The 18,214-nt window shown below is 42.4% G+C and carries 16 protein-coding genes; 8 read left to right on the top strand and 8 right to left on the bottom strand.

Annotated elements, in window-relative coordinates; genetic code table 11:
• Positions 1-110: 110 nt before the first annotated feature.
• Positions 111-761: a response regulator transcription factor gene (locus FTV27_RS11590; protein ID WP_078190543.1), complete on the bottom strand. Its 651-nt coding sequence runs from the start codon at positions 759-761 to the stop codon at positions 111-113.
• Positions 762-1,136: 375 nt separating this feature from the next.
• Between FTV27_RS11590 and msuE the strand changes: the two genes are divergently transcribed.
• The 4 genes from msuE to FTV27_RS11570 all read left to right on the top strand — a co-directional run bounded on the left by msuE (position 1,137) and on the right by FTV27_RS11570 (position 5,666).
• Positions 1,137-1,868, top strand: a complete 732-nt coding sequence (gene msuE, locus FTV27_RS11585; RefSeq protein ID WP_078190544.1) for an FMN reductase — start codon at positions 1,137-1,139, stop codon at positions 1,866-1,868.
• A gap of 39 nt (positions 1,869-1,907) precedes the next feature.
• Positions 1,908-3,014, top strand: a complete 1,107-nt coding sequence (gene sfnG / locus FTV27_RS11580) for a dimethylsulfone monooxygenase SfnG (RefSeq protein ID WP_180078597.1) — start codon at positions 1,908-1,910, stop codon at positions 3,012-3,014.
• Between the two features lie 493 nt (positions 3,015-3,507).
• Positions 3,508-4,926 (top strand): deoxyribodipyrimidine photo-lyase, encoded by a 1,419-nt coding sequence (locus FTV27_RS11575; protein WP_180078595.1) that lies wholly within the window; start codon positions 3,508-3,510, stop codon positions 4,924-4,926.
• A gap of 125 nt (positions 4,927-5,051) precedes the next feature.
• Positions 5,052-5,666, top strand: coding sequence for a riboflavin synthase subunit alpha (locus tag FTV27_RS11570; RefSeq protein ID WP_180078593.1), 615 nt, complete (start codon positions 5,052-5,054; stop codon positions 5,664-5,666).
• A 71-nt stretch (positions 5,667-5,737) separates the two neighbouring features.
• Here the strand turns inward: FTV27_RS11570 and FTV27_RS11565 are convergent, their stop codons facing one another.
• Positions 5,738-6,916: an acyl-CoA dehydrogenase family protein gene (locus tag FTV27_RS11565; RefSeq protein ID WP_180078591.1), complete on the bottom strand. Its 1,179-nt coding sequence runs from the start codon at positions 6,914-6,916 to the stop codon at positions 5,738-5,740.
• 305 nt (positions 6,917-7,221) lie between these two features.
• Complete coding sequence (acs, locus tag FTV27_RS11560) at positions 7,222-9,165, bottom strand: acetate--CoA ligase (protein WP_180078589.1); 1,944 nt, start codon at positions 9,163-9,165, stop codon at positions 7,222-7,224.
• Between the two features lie 284 nt (positions 9,166-9,449).
• Between acs and FTV27_RS11555 the strand changes: the two genes are divergently transcribed.
• On the top strand, positions 9,450-10,028 hold the full coding sequence (locus FTV27_RS11555; RefSeq protein WP_078193199.1) for a DUF805 domain-containing protein: 579 nt from the start codon (positions 9,450-9,452) through the stop codon (positions 10,026-10,028).
• 123 nt (positions 10,029-10,151) lie between these two features.
• Positions 10,152-11,123 carry a mechanosensitive ion channel family protein gene (locus FTV27_RS11550; RefSeq protein ID WP_078193200.1) on the top strand — a complete coding sequence of 324 codons (972 nt, stop codon included), beginning with the start codon at positions 10,152-10,154 and terminating at the stop codon, positions 11,121-11,123.
• On the opposite strand, the gene FTV27_RS11545 is transcribed toward FTV27_RS11550, so the two are convergent.
• The 5 genes from FTV27_RS11545 to prfB all read right to left on the bottom strand — a co-directional run bounded on the left by FTV27_RS11545 (position 11,109) and on the right by prfB (position 16,090).
• A complete protein-coding gene (locus FTV27_RS11545) occupies positions 11,109-11,819 on the bottom strand; it encodes a 16S rRNA (uracil(1498)-N(3))-methyltransferase (RefSeq protein ID WP_180024610.1) in 711 nt (236 codons plus the stop codon). The two genes, FTV27_RS11550 and FTV27_RS11545, sit on opposite strands and share 15 nt — an antisense overlap.
• Positions 11,820-12,046: 227 nt before the next feature.
• On the bottom strand, positions 12,047-13,327 hold the full coding sequence (locus FTV27_RS11540; protein WP_180078587.1) for a 3-deoxy-D-manno-octulosonic acid transferase: 1,281 nt from the start codon (positions 13,325-13,327) through the stop codon (positions 12,047-12,049).
• Between the two features lie 87 nt (positions 13,328-13,414).
• Complete coding sequence (locus FTV27_RS11535; RefSeq protein WP_111884475.1) at positions 13,415-14,503, bottom strand: alkene reductase; 1,089 nt, start codon at positions 14,501-14,503, stop codon at positions 13,415-13,417.
• 37 nt (positions 14,504-14,540) lie between these two features.
• Positions 14,541-14,840, bottom strand: a complete 300-nt coding sequence (locus FTV27_RS11530) for a helix-turn-helix transcriptional regulator (protein WP_078190555.1) — start codon at positions 14,838-14,840, stop codon at positions 14,541-14,543.
• A gap of 154 nt (positions 14,841-14,994) precedes the next feature.
• Positions 14,995-16,090 (bottom strand): peptide chain release factor 2 gene (gene prfB / locus FTV27_RS11525; RefSeq protein WP_180078585.1). Its coding sequence is split into 2 segments (ribosomal slippage): positions 14,995-16,017 and positions 16,019-16,090, totalling 1,095 coding nucleotides; the frame shifts between segments, so codons are not numbered across the junction.
• 181 nt (positions 16,091-16,271) lie between these two features.
• On the opposite strand from prfB, the gene FTV27_RS11520 reads away from it, so the two are divergent.
• Both FTV27_RS11520 and FTV27_RS11515 read left to right on the top strand, forming a co-directional pair.
• The gene (locus FTV27_RS11520) at positions 16,272-17,090 is read left to right on the top strand and encodes a putative porin (protein WP_180078583.1); all 819 of its coding nucleotides are present in this window, start codon (positions 16,272-16,274) and stop codon (positions 17,088-17,090) included.
• A gap of 324 nt (positions 17,091-17,414) precedes the next feature.
• Complete coding sequence (locus tag FTV27_RS11515; RefSeq protein ID WP_180024614.1) at positions 17,415-18,200, top strand: putative porin; 786 nt, start codon at positions 17,415-17,417, stop codon at positions 18,198-18,200.
• Positions 18,201-18,214: the final 14 nt, after the last annotated feature.

The following is an 18,214-nucleotide window of genomic DNA, read 5'->3' as shown; positions in this document are numbered from 1 at the left end:
ATGTAAAGACCTAACAGCATTTACACCGAAATGATTCAGCGCCAGCATTAGCGCTTAAACAGCATAAAAAAAGACCTCCATCGTGGAGGTCTTTTTTTTTGAAAAAATCCTTAAATTTTCTTTTCTTCAATATTCAATGCATTAATTGCCAAAACAGCTTGAGTTCGGTTTTGTACGCCCAACTTACGGAAAATCGCCGTCACATGTGCTTTGATGGTTGCTTCAGACACATCCAACTCATAGGCAATTTGCTTATTCAACAAACCTTCTGCCACCATCATTAACACGCGGAATTGTTGCGGTGTTAAAGACTGAATACGTTCTGCCAATGCCGTTTCATCTGCAGCACGTGGGTCAAAGTTCATATTGGCAGGTAAATTTGGTGGCAACCAAATCTCGCCTTCTAAGACTTGACGAATCGCTTCACCAATGTGACTTGGATGCGCAGATTTTGGAATATAACCCATCGCACCATGTGCAATTGCACGTTGGATAATCGACGCTTCTTCATGCGCAGAGACCACAATGATTGGAATCGATGGATATTGTGCGCGAATATGCACCAAGGCAGAAAAGCCTGAAGCACCCGGCAAGTTTAAATCCAATAACACAAGATCAGGCTCAGGGCCATTTTCAAGACGTTCATAGCATTCATTGACTGCTGCAGTCTCATGAATTTGCGCCTGAGGCAAACTATAACGAACCGCCTGAATTAAAGCATGACGAAACAGCGGGTGATCATCAACGATTAAAATATTCATAAGCAACGTGAGAGATCTTGTGCACAATGACCCTATTCTAACCACACATGCTATGTGAAGGATATGCAAGAACTTATTTTTTTGCATTTAAAATGTAGATTTTCACCTAAAATGCGTCTTTTTTTCGCATTTTCTATAAATCTTTAAATCTAATCATATTTTCATATAAATTTTATCAACACAGTAAAAATGCTTATATCTAAGCATTATATGTTGAAATATCAACAGTTTAAAATTTGAAATTTCACGAATCTTGTGGTTTTTCCAACATATCTAAAAATCAGATAACTTTTCTGATTTTCGTTATTTTACAGTGATCCACCCATCGGGATTAATAAAAGGCATTCCGAGAAACCACACTTTTAGGTTTAAAAAATGTCTCAAGTTAATCTACAAAAACCCCTGAATATTGTTGCTGTATCAGGTGGCCTAAACAATCCATCTAAAACCGAAGCTTTGGTACAAGCTATTGTTGATGAGCTCGGTGATGCGACTCCAATCAATGTGCATTTTATTAAGTTTAGCGAAATTGGCAATTTATTAGGTGGTGCGATTTACCGTAACCAATTGCCACAACGTGTACAAGATGACCTTGCTGCCGTTGAAGCTGCTGATGCACTGATTGTTGGAACGCCAGTTTACCGTGCTTCATTTACAGGTCTGTTTAAACACTTCTTTGACTTTGTCGAACAAACTGCATTGGTCGATGTTCCTGTCTTGCTTGCAGCTTCGGGTGGTTCTGAACGCCATGCCTTAGTGCTTGAACATCAACTGCGTCCATTGTTCAGTTTCTTTCAAGCGCAAACATTACCGATTGGGGTCTATGCAACAGATCGTGATTTCACCCCTGAATACACCATTCATAGTGAATTACTCCGTGACCGCATTACTTTAGCTGTAGCACGTGCGCTGCCGATTTTGGAATGGGCTCCAGCCAAAGGTCAGCGTGCTGAAGTGGTGAAAGCCAAGTCTCAACAAGCCAACCAAAACTTGGGCATTAATAAGCAAATCGAGCAAGAAGAAGTCCTTCCTTCTGCAGCCGTTCCAAGTTTGGATGCTGCTGAAGCTCGACTGCATAGTAAAAAGCCAAAAACGCAAGTGGCCTAAACACCACAGCATAACAATTCGATCCCGAGGGTTTGCAAAATGTCAGTACAAGAAAAAAACATTACATTTGCGTATTGGGTACCAAACGTCAGTGGTGGTTTGGTGGTCAGTAATATTGAACAGCGTACCGATTGGAGCTATGACTATAACGTGCGTTTGGCACAAGCTGCAGAAAAAAGTGGCTTTGATTATGCGCTGACTCAAATTCGTTTTACCGCAGGCTATAACGCGGAAAATCAACACGAATCAGTTAGCTTCAGTCATGGTATTTTGGCCAAAACTGAAAAGCTCAAAGTCATTGCAGCGATTTTACCCGGCCCTTGGAAACCGGCTCTGGCTGCGAAACAATTGTCGACCATCGATCATCTTACCAATGGCCGTATTGCGATTAATGTCGTGAGTGGCTGGTTCCGTGGTGAGTTTGATGCGATTGGTGAAGAATGGCCCGAGCATGATCAACGCTATGCGCGCTCTGAAGAGTTCATTCGTAACCTAAAAGGTGTTTGGACGCAGGATAACTTTAGTTTTGATGGTAAATACTATCAATTTAAAGACTACACTCTATCTCCGAAACCGGTGCAAAAACCGCATATTGAAATCTTCCAAGGTGGCAGTTCACGTGCAGCACGTGACATGGCATCACGTGTTTCCGATTGGTACTTCACCAACGGCAATACCCCTGCTGAGTTGAAAAAGCAGATCGATGATATTCGTGAAAAAGCCAAGGCCAATAACCATCAGGTCAAAATCGGGGTGAATGCCTTCATCATTGCCCGAGATACTGAGGAAGAAGCCCAAGCGGTGCTTCAAGCTATTATCGACAATGCCAATACTGAAGCGGTCAATGCCTTTGGCGATGCAACTCGTGAAGCAGGTGCATCCACAAAAGAAGGCGAAGGTAACTGGGCAAAATCTACTTTTGAAGATTTGGTTCAATATAACGACGGCTTTAAAACCAATCTGATTGGCACGCCACAACAAATTGCCGAACGCATTGTGGAACTCAAAAGTGTAGGTGTCGATTTGGTTCTCTCAGGTTTTCTCCACTTCATTGAAGAAGTGGAATACTTTGGCGAAAAAGTGTTGCCACTGGTTCGTGAACTGGAAGCTCAACAGCAGCAAGTTGTGCAGGCTAAATCAGCATAATTGTTGATGGAGTCACAGCTCATGTAATCAGCATAATAATCACAATCGGCTCACTTCACTTTCCTCCCCTAAGGCTCGGCTTAGGGGATTTTTTATCTCGAGTACCATTTAAAGACATGCTCTGATTCTAGAAAATGAGCTGACCTGTAGACAAAGAAAAAGCCCGACATCCTGTCGGGCTTTTTCTATATGGATACTTAAGCATGACTCCTGTCTTGCTTCACAGTCCTGATGGTGAACACTTTTTTATTGTTTTATGTTCCGGAACATCCTGTTCCTGTATGAGTTCATCTTAGGTAAAATTTAAAAGTGCGCCTAGCGTCAAAAACTTCGTTGCTTGTACGCTTAAGCTGACAGCATTGTGCGCAATCGGTTAAGTTAAACCATAGATATTATATGGTTTTTTTATAGAAATCGATTTTTTAGATAATTTCATTACCAATAGATACCCCCGTAATTCTGGTGATATTTCCAACAAAACGAGGCAATAAACATGCAACTTGTTTGGTTTCGACAAGATTTAAGACGACATGACCATAGCGCACTGTGGCAGGCGACACAGTCTGGTCCAACGATTGCCTTTATTGCGCTTTCTCCTGAACAATGGACAAGGCATGACGATGCCCCCATTAAAATCCATCGCTATCTTGCCCAACTGGAACTTTTGCGACAGCAATTGGCTGAACTAAATATTCCACTGATTATTCAGCATATTCCCCATTGGTCAGACATCGCCAATGAGCTATTAACCCTATGCACTCAGCTCAATATACACACTGTTCATGCACATATTGAACATGGTGTGAATGAGCTTAAACGAGATCGCGAAGTACAACAGTTATTAGAACAGCAGCACATCTCTGTTGAGCTGTACCATGACCGCACCCTGTTTCCTGTTGGCAGTATTCGCAATCAATCTGGACATCCTTATCAAGTTTTCGGTGCATTTAAGAAAAATTGCTACGAAAAATTAAGCATCAGTCTGCCTACTTGTTATCCCGCTATTGAAGCCCAAGCGGCTCTCGAACCGCATCCGCTGTGGCAAAATCAATTTGATTTACGTCCTTTTTATCCCACATCGCTGTTAGCTGCTCAAATCGAGCTTTGGCCGATTGGAGAAGATCACGCAATACAGTGCTTAGATGAATTTATTGAACAACATCTGCATCGTTATGCTGATGATCGGGACTTTCCTGCGCTCAATGGAACCAGTCGAATTGGCATGTATTTAAACTTGGGCATCTTGTCTATTCGCCAATGTCTGCAAGCCCTGTTTCGTGAACAAGGCGGCTATTTCCAGATCGACCACAGAGGACAACAAACTTGGCTCGATGAGCTGCTTTGGCGTGAATTTTACCAGCACATTTTATTTGACTACCCGCAAGTTTCTCAGCACCAGCCGTTTCAAACCAAAACCTTAAAAATAAAATGGCGCCATGCACCACAAGACTTTGCTGCGTGGCAATACGGCCAGACGGGCATTCCGATCGTCGATGCAGGGATGCGTCAACTACTGGCTACGGGTTGGATGCATAATCGGGTGCGGATGATTTGTGCCATGTTCCTTAGTAAGAACCTACTGATCGATTGGCGGTTGGGGGAGCAATGGTTTATGCAGCACCTTGTCGATGGCGACTTAGCGGCCAATAATGGCGGTTGGCAATGGTGCGCCTCGACGGGTACAGATGCTGTACCTTATTTTCGGATTTTTAACCCGATCAGCCAATCTCAGAAATTTGATCCGAACGGAGATTATCTACGTCAATGGCTACCTGAGCTGGCAGATTTGGATGCAAAGCAAATTCACCAACCCTTTGCCAAAAATCCTCAATTGGAATTGAACTACCCTCAGCCGATCGTTGACTTAAAACAGTCTCGCCTAGCGGCAATTGAAACATTCCGAGCATTGTAGGCCATTGCCAAAATCGAACTGCGACAGATCAAAATGCTGTACTGAAATGGTCACTCTAAGGCATAGCCGAGCGTTCGTTTTGTCCCTACAATACAGAAAACGCAAATCATTTTAGAGACGCTCCCATGTATACAGGCATCGTGCAAGGTTTAGAAAAAGTCTTAGAGATTCGTCAAGGTAATGGCTTCACAACCTTGGTGATTTCAAATCATCAGAATTTTTTTCATGATGTCTTTATCGGGGCAAGTGTAGCGATTAATGGCGTGTGTTTAACGGCCACACATATTGATTTGGCAGCCAACCAAGTACATTTTGATGTTTCTGAATTGACCAATCAACTCACCACGTTAAAAGCGCTCAAGGCCGGTGATGAGGTCAATGTCGAACGCTCAGCCAAAGTTGGAGCAGAAAATGGTGGTCACAATCTATATGGTCATATCGAAGGTACCGCCACGATCAAAAACTTAGAACATCGCGGGGATACCTTTCATCTCGATATTCACATTCCAGCAGGCAATATTAAATATTTCTTTCTCAAAGGTTTTATTGGGCTCAATGGTTGTAGTTTGACTGTGAACCGTGTTGATCGTGCCAATAGTGAAATTTCAATCGATCTTATTCCTGAAACACTGCGCCTCACTACATGGAAAGATGTCCAAGTCGGTGATGCCGTGAATTATGAGATTGATCAAACAACGCGAACCTTAGTTGATACCTTAGAAAATATTCATCAGCGTTAAATCGACTGACAGCACATTGCAAAAAAACCTCCAAAACGGAGGCTTTTTATTGGCTCATGTGCAATATACGTTTAAGAATAAAAACTTGGATCTGGCACTTTCGCTGTGAGCACCCATTCACCGACCTCCTGATATTTATAATCAATCGGATCGTGTAAGGTCTGGGTACGTACATTGCGCCAGAAGCGATCTAAATTTAGTTTGGCAGTTGTGGCACGTGCGCCCATCACTTGGAAAATATTTTGCGTAATGTACAGCGCACTATTGGTGGCCGCAATTTTGGCTGTTGCAATCGCAATAGAAACTTCTCCACGTTGTTCCGCCGTTAAAGCTTCACCAATCTCCCAAGCCCATTGCAAACGCTGAACCGCTTTATCTGCCAATAAACGTACACTTTCTAATTGCACATAAAACTCAGCAAAATGCTTTTGAATAAATGGGTCATTCACTGCATTTTCAGCTAAAGATTTTGACCATGCTTTTTGGTTTTGAACCGTCTGTTTTGCTGTTTCAAAAGCCCCTTCTGCCACCCCTAAAAACATATGCACAAAGATCAACTGTGCAATCAACGGACGTAAGCTTGAATACGGTGTACTCAAAGGCCCCGGGGTCAGTAGTAATTCATCTTTGGAAATTTTAACTTGTTCAAAATGGCTACTTCCACTGTCGGTTTGACGTTGTCCCATATTGTCCCAATCGCCGAGAAAACTGACGCCTTCACGTGCTGTAGGAATCACCCCGATCAATAATTTTCCATCTTCATTGAAGCCAGAACACAGCAAAATGTCTGAATCCATGGAACCCGAACAAAAACTTTTATCGCCATGAAACACATATTCATGTTCAGACAGTTGCGTCGCTGTAGTACGACGGTCTAAAGGGTTTAGGGTGTTGCCCCAAAATAAATGCTCACGTGCAGTCTGTTCAAACCACGGGCTATATTGCTCTGGCTGCGCGAACAACTGTACCGTTGCAATTAATAAATGATGGAAACCATAAACATGCGCCAATGAGCTATCCACTTGAGCAATGGTTTGAATGGTTTTAAAAATCGTCTGCCAATCTGCACCCTGTCCACCGTATTGCTGTCCAATGGACAATGCAAGTAAACCACTTTGACGAATCAAATCACGTTCAGCTTTGGGATTTCCCCCCTGCTTATCACGCTGAGCAGCCGTCGTGGCAAATTCTGCCGCCAGTTTTTGGGCAATATCGATCGGATCTTGAGTCAATGGAGTTGAAGCATTCATATGTCTGTCTGATTATTCTGTTACCGTTTTAGCTTAACAAAGTAGAGGCATTCAGCTTATCTCAATGCCTGCAGTCTATATCTGTAAAATCTATATCTCATGAAATCTAAGTCACCAAGATTCAGGCGACTTATAATTTGATCATTTTATACGTCGTATTTAGGATGGATAAAATGCATCATGAACGTCCCTTCATCCTAATCAACTTTTATAGGAGAAAGGACGTTCATTATTGCTTTAATAATCCTTCATATAAGCCATAGTGAACTTTCATCAGAAGGTGATCACTCACGCTCAAATTGTTCTTATGACTTCGGATAAACCGTAGCAATCAAATGTTCAACCACTTGAGGTTCTGCCAAGGTCGAGGTATCACCTAAAGAGTCCAATTCATTGGCCGCAATTTTTCTTAAAATACGGCGCATGATTTTACCAGAACGGGTTTTCGGTAAGGACGGCGCCCAATGCAATGCATCTGGCGTTGCCACTGGTCCAAGGACTTTGCGTACCCAAGCCACCAGTTCCTGACGTAACTCATCCGTCTCTGCTGTCCCTGCTTGTAAGGTCACAAAGGCGCAAATCCCTTGCCCTTTAATATCATGTGGCATACCCACCACAGCAGACTCTGCCACAGCATCATGTGCAACCAGCGCACTTTCAATTTCAGCCGTTCCTAATCGATGCCCTGAAACGTTCAAGACGTCATCCACACGACCCGTAATCCAATAATAGCCAGACTCGTCACGACGTGCGCCATCACCTGTAAAATACGTCCCCGGATAAGTGGAGAAATAGGCTTCAATAAAGCGCTCAGGATCCCCCCAAATGGTTCGCATTTGTCCCGGCCAAGAATCCTTAATCACCAAGTTACCTTCTACGGCGCCTTCAAGCTCATTGCCTTCAGCATCGACAATCGCAGGTTGTACACCAAAGAATGGACGCGTCGCTGAACCCGGTTTTAAATCGGTTGCTCCCGGCAATGGCGTAATCATGAAACCACCCGTCTCTGTTTGCCACCATGTATCCACCACTGGGCAGCGGCTTTCACCTACCACGGTGTAGTACCAATTCCATGCCTCTGGGTTAATCGGTTCACCCACCGAACCTAGTAAACGCAGACTACTGCGGTCACTTTCTCGGACAAAGGCATCCCCTTCTCGCATCATGGCGCGAATTGCAGTCGGTGCCGTATATAAAATAGTGACATTGTGCTTATCGACAATATGTCCCGTACGTGCCCAACTTGGATATTGCGGCACCCCTTCAAACATCACGGTCGTGGTGCCATTCGACAATGGCCCATACAACACATAAGAGTGTCCCGTAATCCAACCAACATCGGCAGTACACCAAAACACATCATCTTGTTTAAGGTCAAAAACTTCACGGAAGGTACAATTCACATAGGTTAAATAGCCGCCTGTGGTATGCAATACACCTTTCGGTTTTCCTGTCGAACCTGATGTATACAAAATAAATAGCGGGTCTTCGGCATTCATGGGTTCAGGTGGACAAATATCATTAACTGACATGATTTCCATGTGATACCACAAATCACGATCCGCTTTCATTTCGATCGGGTTACCTGTACGGTGCACCACAATGACATTTTGAACCGAAGATGTGCCTTCGATGTCGAGTGCAAGATCGACATTTTCTTTGAGTGGAATCGGCTTACCACCACGCATCCCACAATCCGCAGTAATCACGACTTTCGCCTGACTGTCATCGATACGACTTGCCAATGAGTCTGGTGAGAAACCGCCAAAAACCACGCAATGTACTGCACCAATTCGGGTACAGGCCAACATCGCAATTGCCGCTTCGGGCACCATTGGCATATACAACACCACACGGTCGCCTTTGCCCACGCCATGTTTTTTTAACACATTGGCAAAACGGCAAGTTTCATCATGCAGTTCTTCAAAAGAAATAATTTTATGCCGTGAAGGATGATCACCTTCCCAAATAATGGCCGGTTTATGTGGATGTTCTTTTAAATGTCGATCGAGACAGTTAGCACTGACATTCAATTCACCGTCAGCAAACCACTCGATCTTAAAATCATCTTGCTTAAAATTTGTATTTTTAACTTGGGTAAACGGTTTGATCCAATCGATCTTTTGCGCTTGCTCCGCCCAAAACTCATCTGGTTGTTCAATCGATTTTTGATAACGCTCAAAGTACTCCGACTCGTTGATGCGTGCGGTTTTTTTGAAACTTTCAGGTACTGGATAGATCTCTTTCATATTGTATTTTCCTTGATCTGATTCATCTCATCACGAGATGCCATGCCACATTTCTACTTTTATAATTCCTGCATCACAGCAGTATGACGATTAATTTTTAATCGCAGCAATCATGCTTTGGTCGTATTATTCTTTCCCATTTAAAGCACATCTATAAGCAAAATTTCAACAAAAACATGTTTTAATTCAGTATCTGACCAGTTCAATTAAACCTATACTGCAAAGGTAATTTTACTCAGCACTCCGCTTTTTCATTCTTTCATATACGTTGAGTTGATCCGATCATGAACACCAATGACTCTTCTTTCTTTTCCCGTCAGACGACCACTACATCGGATAATCCCCTGAAACCTGATGGACGTTTTGGTCGACTGAGCATGATTGGTTGGTATGGCTTTCTCAATATCATCAGCTTTTTTGCCATAATCGCTTTAAGCCTTGCCGTGGGTATTTTTAACATCAATACCATGGCGTTAAATGAGCAATTTGTTGGCATATTCACCGGGGTATCTGGCCTCGCCTATTTGGCAATTATTATTCTCTATATCTATTTCTATTGTGTCTTTGTCGTCCGTCGACTGCATGACCTCAATAAAGCCGGTTGGTTGCTACTGCTTTTATTTATCCCCGTGATCAATCTATTCTTTATCCTGTATTTATTATTGGCCTCAGGCACACCGACCGTAAATCAATACGGCGCGCCACGCCCTGCTGCCGTTTGGGAAAAAATTCTGGCATGGTTGATGATTTTAATCAGTGTCTTGTCGCTCTTGGCTACAGGTAGCATCACCTCGTATATGATGGGTAGCGGTGAAATTGAATCGCCGACAGAAATCATTCAACAAGGTACTGAATATTTCTAAGCCACTGACCGAATCTGAGCCTGTCTGAATTTTGATACATCTGTTCGCAAGCCTGTAAATGAGGGTTATTTTCGCCACTAATTTCAGGCAAAATAGCGAAAAACCGGAACATTTGGAAAACTCGTGGCTGAAAAAGAAAATGCCTTGAGTGATGTCACTCAAGGCACGACTCAACTTTTGCAAGAGGCAACAGAAAAAACGGCACAAACCGTGCTGGAACATACCTCTAAATATAATGACGCATACTCAACGATCGATAAATTTGTCGATGGATTTTGGGAACGCCTGCCATATATTTGTATCGCATTAATTGTTTTTACGATCTTCTATCTACTGTCTAAACTCTTTAGATTCTTTGTTCGTAAAGCGCTCACTGACCGTTCTTACTCAAAACAAAATCTAGTTTTGGTCCTGAACCGTGTGGGTAGCTCAGCCATTATGTTCTTCGGTTTCCTAATTGCAATGGTCATTGCGATCCCAGGTTTCACACCGGGTCAGCTCATGAGTGCATTAGGGATTGGTTCGGTCGCAATCGGTTTCGCGTTTAAAGATATTTTCCAGAACTTACTGTCAGGTATTTTGATTCTCCTCGGTGAACCGTTCAAAATCGGTGATGACATTATTGTGTCAGGCATGGAAGGTACGGTTGAAGATATTCAGATCCGTGCAACCTTCCTACGTTCTCCAGATGGTCGTCGTATCGTGATTCCAAACGCGACGGTTTACACCAGTGCGGTAACGGTGAATACCGCTTATCAACGTCGTCGTTGTGAATTTGTTGTTGGTATTGGTTATGAAGATGACATTCAGAAAGCTAAAAATATTGTTTTGGCTATTTTGGACAAAGACCCAACCATCTTGAGCCAACCTGCGTTTACCGTAAACGTAAATGCTTTGGCTGATTTCTCAGTCAATCTGAATGTCCGTTGGTGGGTAGATACCACAGAAACCACCACTGCGAACTCAATTAGTGAAGTGCAAGAACACGTTATCCAAGCATTTAATCAAAATGGTATTTCAATTCCGTACCCTGTACAGGAAGTGAAAGTTTACCGTGGTGATCAAGCTGAGACAGAAGCGTCAACAGCTAAATAATCGCCCTAAAACGTACGGAATCACAGTTTCTGTCCGGATAATTCGGTTGCCTAAGCTGACTGCTTGGCAACCGTTTTTTATGAGCAAATCGACCTCATAAGGGATAAATCCACCTTCAGGCCCAATAATGATCGTACATCCATGTTGAATCCCTGCAGGCATCACATCTTCGACATAAGGGTGCGCCACATAAGCCGGATAGGCCGAGGAGATCATGCTCGGCAAAACATCCTCCACAAAGGGTTTAAAGCGTTTATACAATTCAATTTTGGGCGCAATGGTGTCACCTGCCTGCTCCAAACCCAACGTCACATAGTGATCGAGCTGCTGTAAAAATGGTGTCTGCCAATAGCTTTTATCCACGCGATAACTGTGCAGCAGAATGATTTTTTCTACACCTAAAGTGACTGCATCCATGATCAGACGGCGCAACACTTTCGGACGAGGCATTGCCACAATTAAAGTCACCGGATGCTTTGCAGGTACTTCTTCTTCTTGTAAGGGTTTAAGTTGAATGCGCTCATCACTGATACTGACGATTTGGGTTAAATAGCGTTTTCCTTCCCGAATCCCGACTTTGAGTGTATCGCCCACCTGTATATTCACATGGTTTTTTAAATGCTCAATTTGACGTTTGGCGCTAATACTCCAAAGTTCAGATTCAGTTTGACGAGGATCAAGCAAGACGATGTTCATAAATAACCATATCAATTCACGCAAAGCATATGTCATTGAGGACAGGCGACATGGATGTCGCCTGTGCGCTGAGGTACAGGAAGTACCTTCAGCGTACAGAGGATTTTTGCTACTTTTAATCCTTTAAAAGTAGATTATGCCTACGAATAGGATGTTCAACGATCACCATAAAATAAGGCCGTGATAAAACTTGCTTAATAAAAATTAATGTATCGCAAAATTAAAACTTAAAGGTACTGATCAATCACCTGAATATGCTTTTGCAGCGACCCAGTATTCTTTTGCATAATCTGCTGCGCTGCAGCATTCAAACACTGAGCTTGAAGCTTATCTTCGATTAACTCAAACAACACCTGAGCAGCCTGTTCTGCATCTTGCACTACTCTCACGCCTTGAGCAGCAACGAACTCATCCACAATGGTCTGGAAATTAAAATAATTCTCACCCAAAACTGTCGGCACATTTAACGTAATGGGCTCTAAAATATTGTGCCCACCACCAGGTTCATTGAGCGATCCACCCACAAAACACGCCTGACTCAGTGCCAGCCAAAGCCATAATTCGCCCATACTATCCGCTAAATACACTTGCGTTTCAGGCTGAATCGTTTGCTTTAAACTGCGGCGCTGTGTGCGTAAATTTAGTTTCTGCGCTTCTACAAAAACCTCATCAAAGCGTTCAGGATGACGTGGTACAACTATACATAACAGCTCAGGCTGTTGTTGCAAAATCGGCTGCAGTGCCGCGAGCAGTTTTTGTTCTTCGGGTGCATGCGTACTGGCAATGGTGATGATTTTACGATCTTGCAAATCCCAATCTTGACGCAACTGCGCTGCTTGTTGCACAAAGCTATCGGGCGCATGAATATCAAACTTGATACTACCGACGACCTGACTGGTATGCGGGTTTGCACCCAACTCAATAAATCGCGCTAAAGTTGCCTGATCTTGCGCCAATAATTGTTTCAAACTCTTTAGCATCGGCTGCGTCAAACTCGGAACTTTGCCATAACCCTTCGCCGATTTTTCAGATAATCTGGCATTAATTAATAAACACGGAACGTTGGCCTGATCGGCTTCAATCATCAAATTTGGCCAGAGTTCAGTTTCGACCAGAGCCAACATTTTCGGTTGATATTTTTCGATAAAACGACGGACTAATTTTTTTTGATCTGCCGGCAAATACACGGCCTGAAATAGCGATTCATACGGTGCTTTTAAAAATAATTGTTTCGCACGCGCTTGTCCGGTTTTGGTGGTATTGGTAACTAAGACCGGATGACCTGCTTTGAGATAATGTTCAATCAGCGGCTGCGCAGCGTTAGTTTCTCCGACGGAAACCACATGAAACCAAATTGCATTACGGTTTTTAACTGGCTGAAATGGCCCAAAGCGCTCAAGACACTCTTGCTGATATAGTTGGAAATCTTCAGCACGTTTTTTGATGCGCCATTGATATAGCGGCTTAATCAGCGCCAAAGCTGCGTTATACCAAAAAGGAGTAGTCAAATTATTACGCTCAAAAACGGTTTGAATCGGCAGAATATATCAGAGCATTATCCACATGTTAATGGATAATGCGTATTCAAGTGTCGATTAATAGGTTGAACGACCTGAACCAAATTTATTTTTCATGCTTGGATAATCAATATAGCCTTCGGCAACATCTGTTCCAATCATATTTTCCAACTGCAATTCATTTAGTGCAGCATTCGCTAGCAAACGTTCAAACAAATCTGGATTGGCAATATAGGCTTTACCAAAAGACACCGCATCGGCTTTACCTGAGGCCAATAAATCTACAGCATCTTCACGGCTTAAACGCATATTGGCAATATATGGCACACCATTTGAGCGCTGTTTAAGATAATCACTAATACTGTCATCCGCCAGATATTCACGGGTAAAGAAAAATGCAATTTTCCTCTGCCCCAACTGCTCTAAAGCATAGCCAAAGGTTTCACGTGGATCATGATCGCCCATGTCGTGTTCATCACCACGCGGCGCAAGATGCACACCTACACGACCTGCCCCCCACACTTCAATCAGCGCATCCACCACTTCAAGCAATAAACGTGCGCGGTTTTCTACAGAACCACCATACTCATCTTCACGTAAATTGGTTTTGCTTTGTAGGAATTGATCGATCAAATAACCATTGGCCGCATGCAATTCCACACCATCAAATCCCGCTTCTTTGGCTTTGATCGCAGACTGTTTGTATTGTTCTACAATGCTTTTGATTTCTGCAATCTCTAATGGACGTGGCACGACATATTCGCGTTTTGGGCGAAGCAGACTAACATAACCCGCCTGTTGTACTGCACTGGCAGAAACTGGTGTATCACCATTCAAAAGATCGGGATGTGAGACACGTCCGACATGCCACAATTGCGCCACAATTAAACCTTGCTGTTCATGTACGGCTTGGGTCACCAATTTCCAGCCCTGAACTTGAGCATCGGTAAATAAACCCGGCGTCTGCAAATAGCCATTAGCTGCTTCTGAAATGACTGTTGCTTCTGAAATGATTAATCCAGCACTTGCACGCTGTGCATAATATTCAGCCATCATCGGCGTTGGAACACGGTCAATGGTTGCACGACTACGGGTTAGTGGCGCCATTACAACGCGATTTTTGAGGTGTAAATCACCCAAAATGAGAGGAGTATTAAGTTCAGCCATATATGTCTCGCCTGACACTTCAAATGCGAAAAATGATTTAAAGTGAGTTCTGCAGATAATCAATATATTGCTGAATGAGTTCTTCATTGCGTGAGAAATACGACCATTGACCATATTTCTCGGCTTGAATTAAGCCCGCCTGTTGTAACACAGACAAATGATTAGACATCGTAGACTGCGAAACATTACCGAGTTTTTCGATATTGCCAGCGCATACACCACGATTAAAGCCGCCACATTGTTCTTCTGACAAAAATTGTTCAGGTGTTTTTAACCATTCCAAGATTTGACGTCGAGTCGGATTGGCAAGTGCTTTAAAAATTAAATCAATATCCATAATTTAAACGGGTTTAATTAAATAAAAATTTGGACAACAAAGTTCTATTCAGCATCTTGAATACACTATATCGTATTTTTTCGATTTTTATATCGATTTTTTTAGATATATCGATCAAGAACAGATAGAACTTTGTTTTATATATAAATTTAAATTACAAACCTTGTTTGAGGCTGGCTTCAATAAACTTATCTAAATCGCCATCAAGCACTGCACCGGTGTTTGAACTTTCTACACTGGTACGTAAGTCTTTAATACGCGAGTCATCTAAAACGTATGAACGAATTTGACTGCCCCAACCGATATCTGACTTGGTATCTTCCAACGCTTGTGCCGCATCATTACGTTTTTGCATTTCAAGTTCGTACAATTTTGCACGTAACTGTTTCCATGCATGGTCACGGTTGGCGTGCTGTGAACGTTGGTTCTGACATGCCACCACAATCCCTGTTGGAGCGTGAGTTAAACGTACCGCAGAGTCTGTTTTGTTAATGTGCTGACCACCCGCACCAGATGCACGATAGGTATCAGTACGAACATCAGCAGGATTGATTTCAATTTCAATATTGTCATCAATTTCAGGCGATACAAAAACCGCTGAGAATGAAGTATGGCGACGATTACCCGAGTCAAAAGGTGACTTACGGACTAAACGGTGTACGCCAGATTCTGTACGTAACCAACCATATGCATACTCACCTTCTACACGGATGGTTGCAGACTTGATCCCTGCCACATCACCATCAGACTCTTCCATCACTTCTGCTTTAAAGCCATGACGTTCAATCCAACGTAGATACATACGCAGTAACATGGATGCCCAATCCTGTGCTTCAGTACCACCAGAACCTGCTTGGATTTCGACATAGCATGGGTTCGGGTCCATCGGATTACTGAACATACGACGGAATTCTAATTTCGCAAGTTCTGCTTCCGCTGAAGTTAACTCTGCTTGCACATCCGCAAGTAAGCTTTCTTCTTCTGCTTCAACCGCAAGATCCAACATCGCTTGGACATCTTCTAGCTGAGTTGAAAGCCCTTCGAGCACGTTAATGACGTTTTCGAGTTCACCTTTTTCTTTTGCCATTGCTTGTGCACGGCTTTGATCATTCCAAATTGCTGGGTCTTCCAGCTCACGTAGAACCTCTTCTAAACGCTCTTTTTTCAGATCGTAGTCAAAGATACCCCCGTAATGTTTGACCACGGTCGTTTAAGTCTTTTAGCTGTAATAGATACGGATTAATTTCCACGTGAATTACTCTCAATCAAAAAATTTGGCTTAAATAGCCGCCTATTATATCACAGAGAATTTGCACAGATTCAGCCAGATTGATCATCCAAATCATTGACTTCAATGCACATAATATGAACAATACGCTCGCGTTACTATTTATTACATTTTATTTACAACAATAATGTTTCGAGGGTTTTATGAAAAAGACATTACTTGCACTAGGGTTAGCTGTTATCACTTCATCAACTTTTGCTTATGATGGTCAAGTTGATGGCGGTTTTACTTATACAGATTGGGATAATGATATTATTGATACTGATAATACATTCAATCTTAAAGGTACTTTGTATTTTGACTCAGTACAAACTGGTAATGGTCCATTAAATGAAGCTGCTTTTCTAGGTCATAACAGCAATGCCTATCTTGGGTATTCATATAACACTATGGAAAGCAATGAAGTTTTTGGTTTCAAAGCTGAATCTGATATTCACCACTTAACCGCAGGTATTGAATATTTTGTCGATCAATTCTACCTCAATGGTGAAATTGGTTTTGGTCAACAAAATGCTAAAGCAACAGAATATGGTCAAACTCTTTATGATGACGACTACGATGTGACTACTTACCGCGCATTAGTGGGTTATTTACCTGTTTCTAACCTTTTACTTGCTGCAGGTATTGATGGCTATCAAGGTGACAATGATGAAGACGAAGACAACCGTTTTGCTGTTAAAGCAAAATATGTTGCTCCTCTTAATAATGGTCAATACATCAACCTAGAAGCAGATGGCGCTTTTGGTGATTTAGACTCTGTTACGATTGGCGCAGACTACTACTTCGATCAAGCATTTAGCGTAGGTGCATCTTACAATATCGAAGATGATGGTGATGAAGACACGGATTACTTCGCTATTCGTTCAAAATATTTCCTTAACCCGAACCTAGCAATCGGTGGTCAAGTTGGTTTTGGTGATGACGTTCAAGCGTTCAACATCAATGCAACTTTCCGTTTCTAATTTCGTTTGAATTAGAAGTTTGCTAAAAAAGCACCTCTATTTTGAGGTGCTTTTTTCTTTTCGATGTAATATTTACTTTAAAAAAAGTCCAGTTATTGACCAAATAACCCACAAATTCATATTATCTACACAGTTTTAATAAAACAAAACATTATAAATAAATACATACTTTTCAATATTTTAAAAAATTTTAATTACATAAAATTACCGAATTCACAGTTCCACAACTTTGCAGCGATTGACCATCTTTAAAATTTCTCTAGACTAAAACTTGTAACAAAAAATGTATTAAATTTAGCCAAACAATTTAGAGGGGTAGTTTCCATGAAAAAACTCGCAATTGCTTCAGCACTTCTTTCTGCACTTGCTATTACAGGTACAGCTCATGCTTATCAAGCAGAAGTGGGCGCTTCAGCTGGTTACATCGACCCAGATAATGGAAGCTCTGGCAGTGAATTTGGTGTAAACGGTACTTATTACTTCAACCCTGTTCAAACTCGTAACGCTCCTCTTGCAGAAGCTGCATTCTTAAACCGTGCAAGTAACGTAAATGCACATGCAACTTTCGCTGACCGTGGCGATGTTGACGACAATACTTATGGCGTTGGTATCGAATACTTCGTACCAAACTCAGATTTCTATGTATCTGGTGATGTAAGCCGTAATAATGTCGAAGTTGACACTCCATTTGGCACAGTAGACAACGATACAACCTACTACGGCGCTGAAGTCGGTTATCTTCCAGCACCAGGCTTCTTAGTTGCAGTTGGTGTGAAAGGTTGGGATAACGATGATGATGATGGTGTAGATCCAACTTTACGTGCTAAATACGTAACAACTTTAAGCAATGGTAAAGACATCAACCTTGAAGCGGGTGCAGCATTCGGTGATCTAGATGAATTCAATCTAGCAGCGGATTACTTCATCGACAAAACATTCAGTGTTGGTGCTGACTACTACAACAACGATGTCACTGATCGTAACGAAGTAGGGATCAATGCACGTAAATTCTTCAACCAACAAGTGAGCCTTGAAGGTCGTGTTGGTTTCGGTGAAGTTGGCAACAATGACTACAATTCATTTGGTGTAGCAGCGAAATACCGCTTCTAATCCATTGAAGTCAA

Source organism: Acinetobacter sp. YH12251, assembly GCF_013417465.1.
Taxonomy (GTDB): Bacteria; Pseudomonadota; Gammaproteobacteria; order Pseudomonadales; family Moraxellaceae; genus Acinetobacter; species Acinetobacter amyesii.
This window is presented reverse-complemented; position numbering and strand designations above follow the sequence as displayed.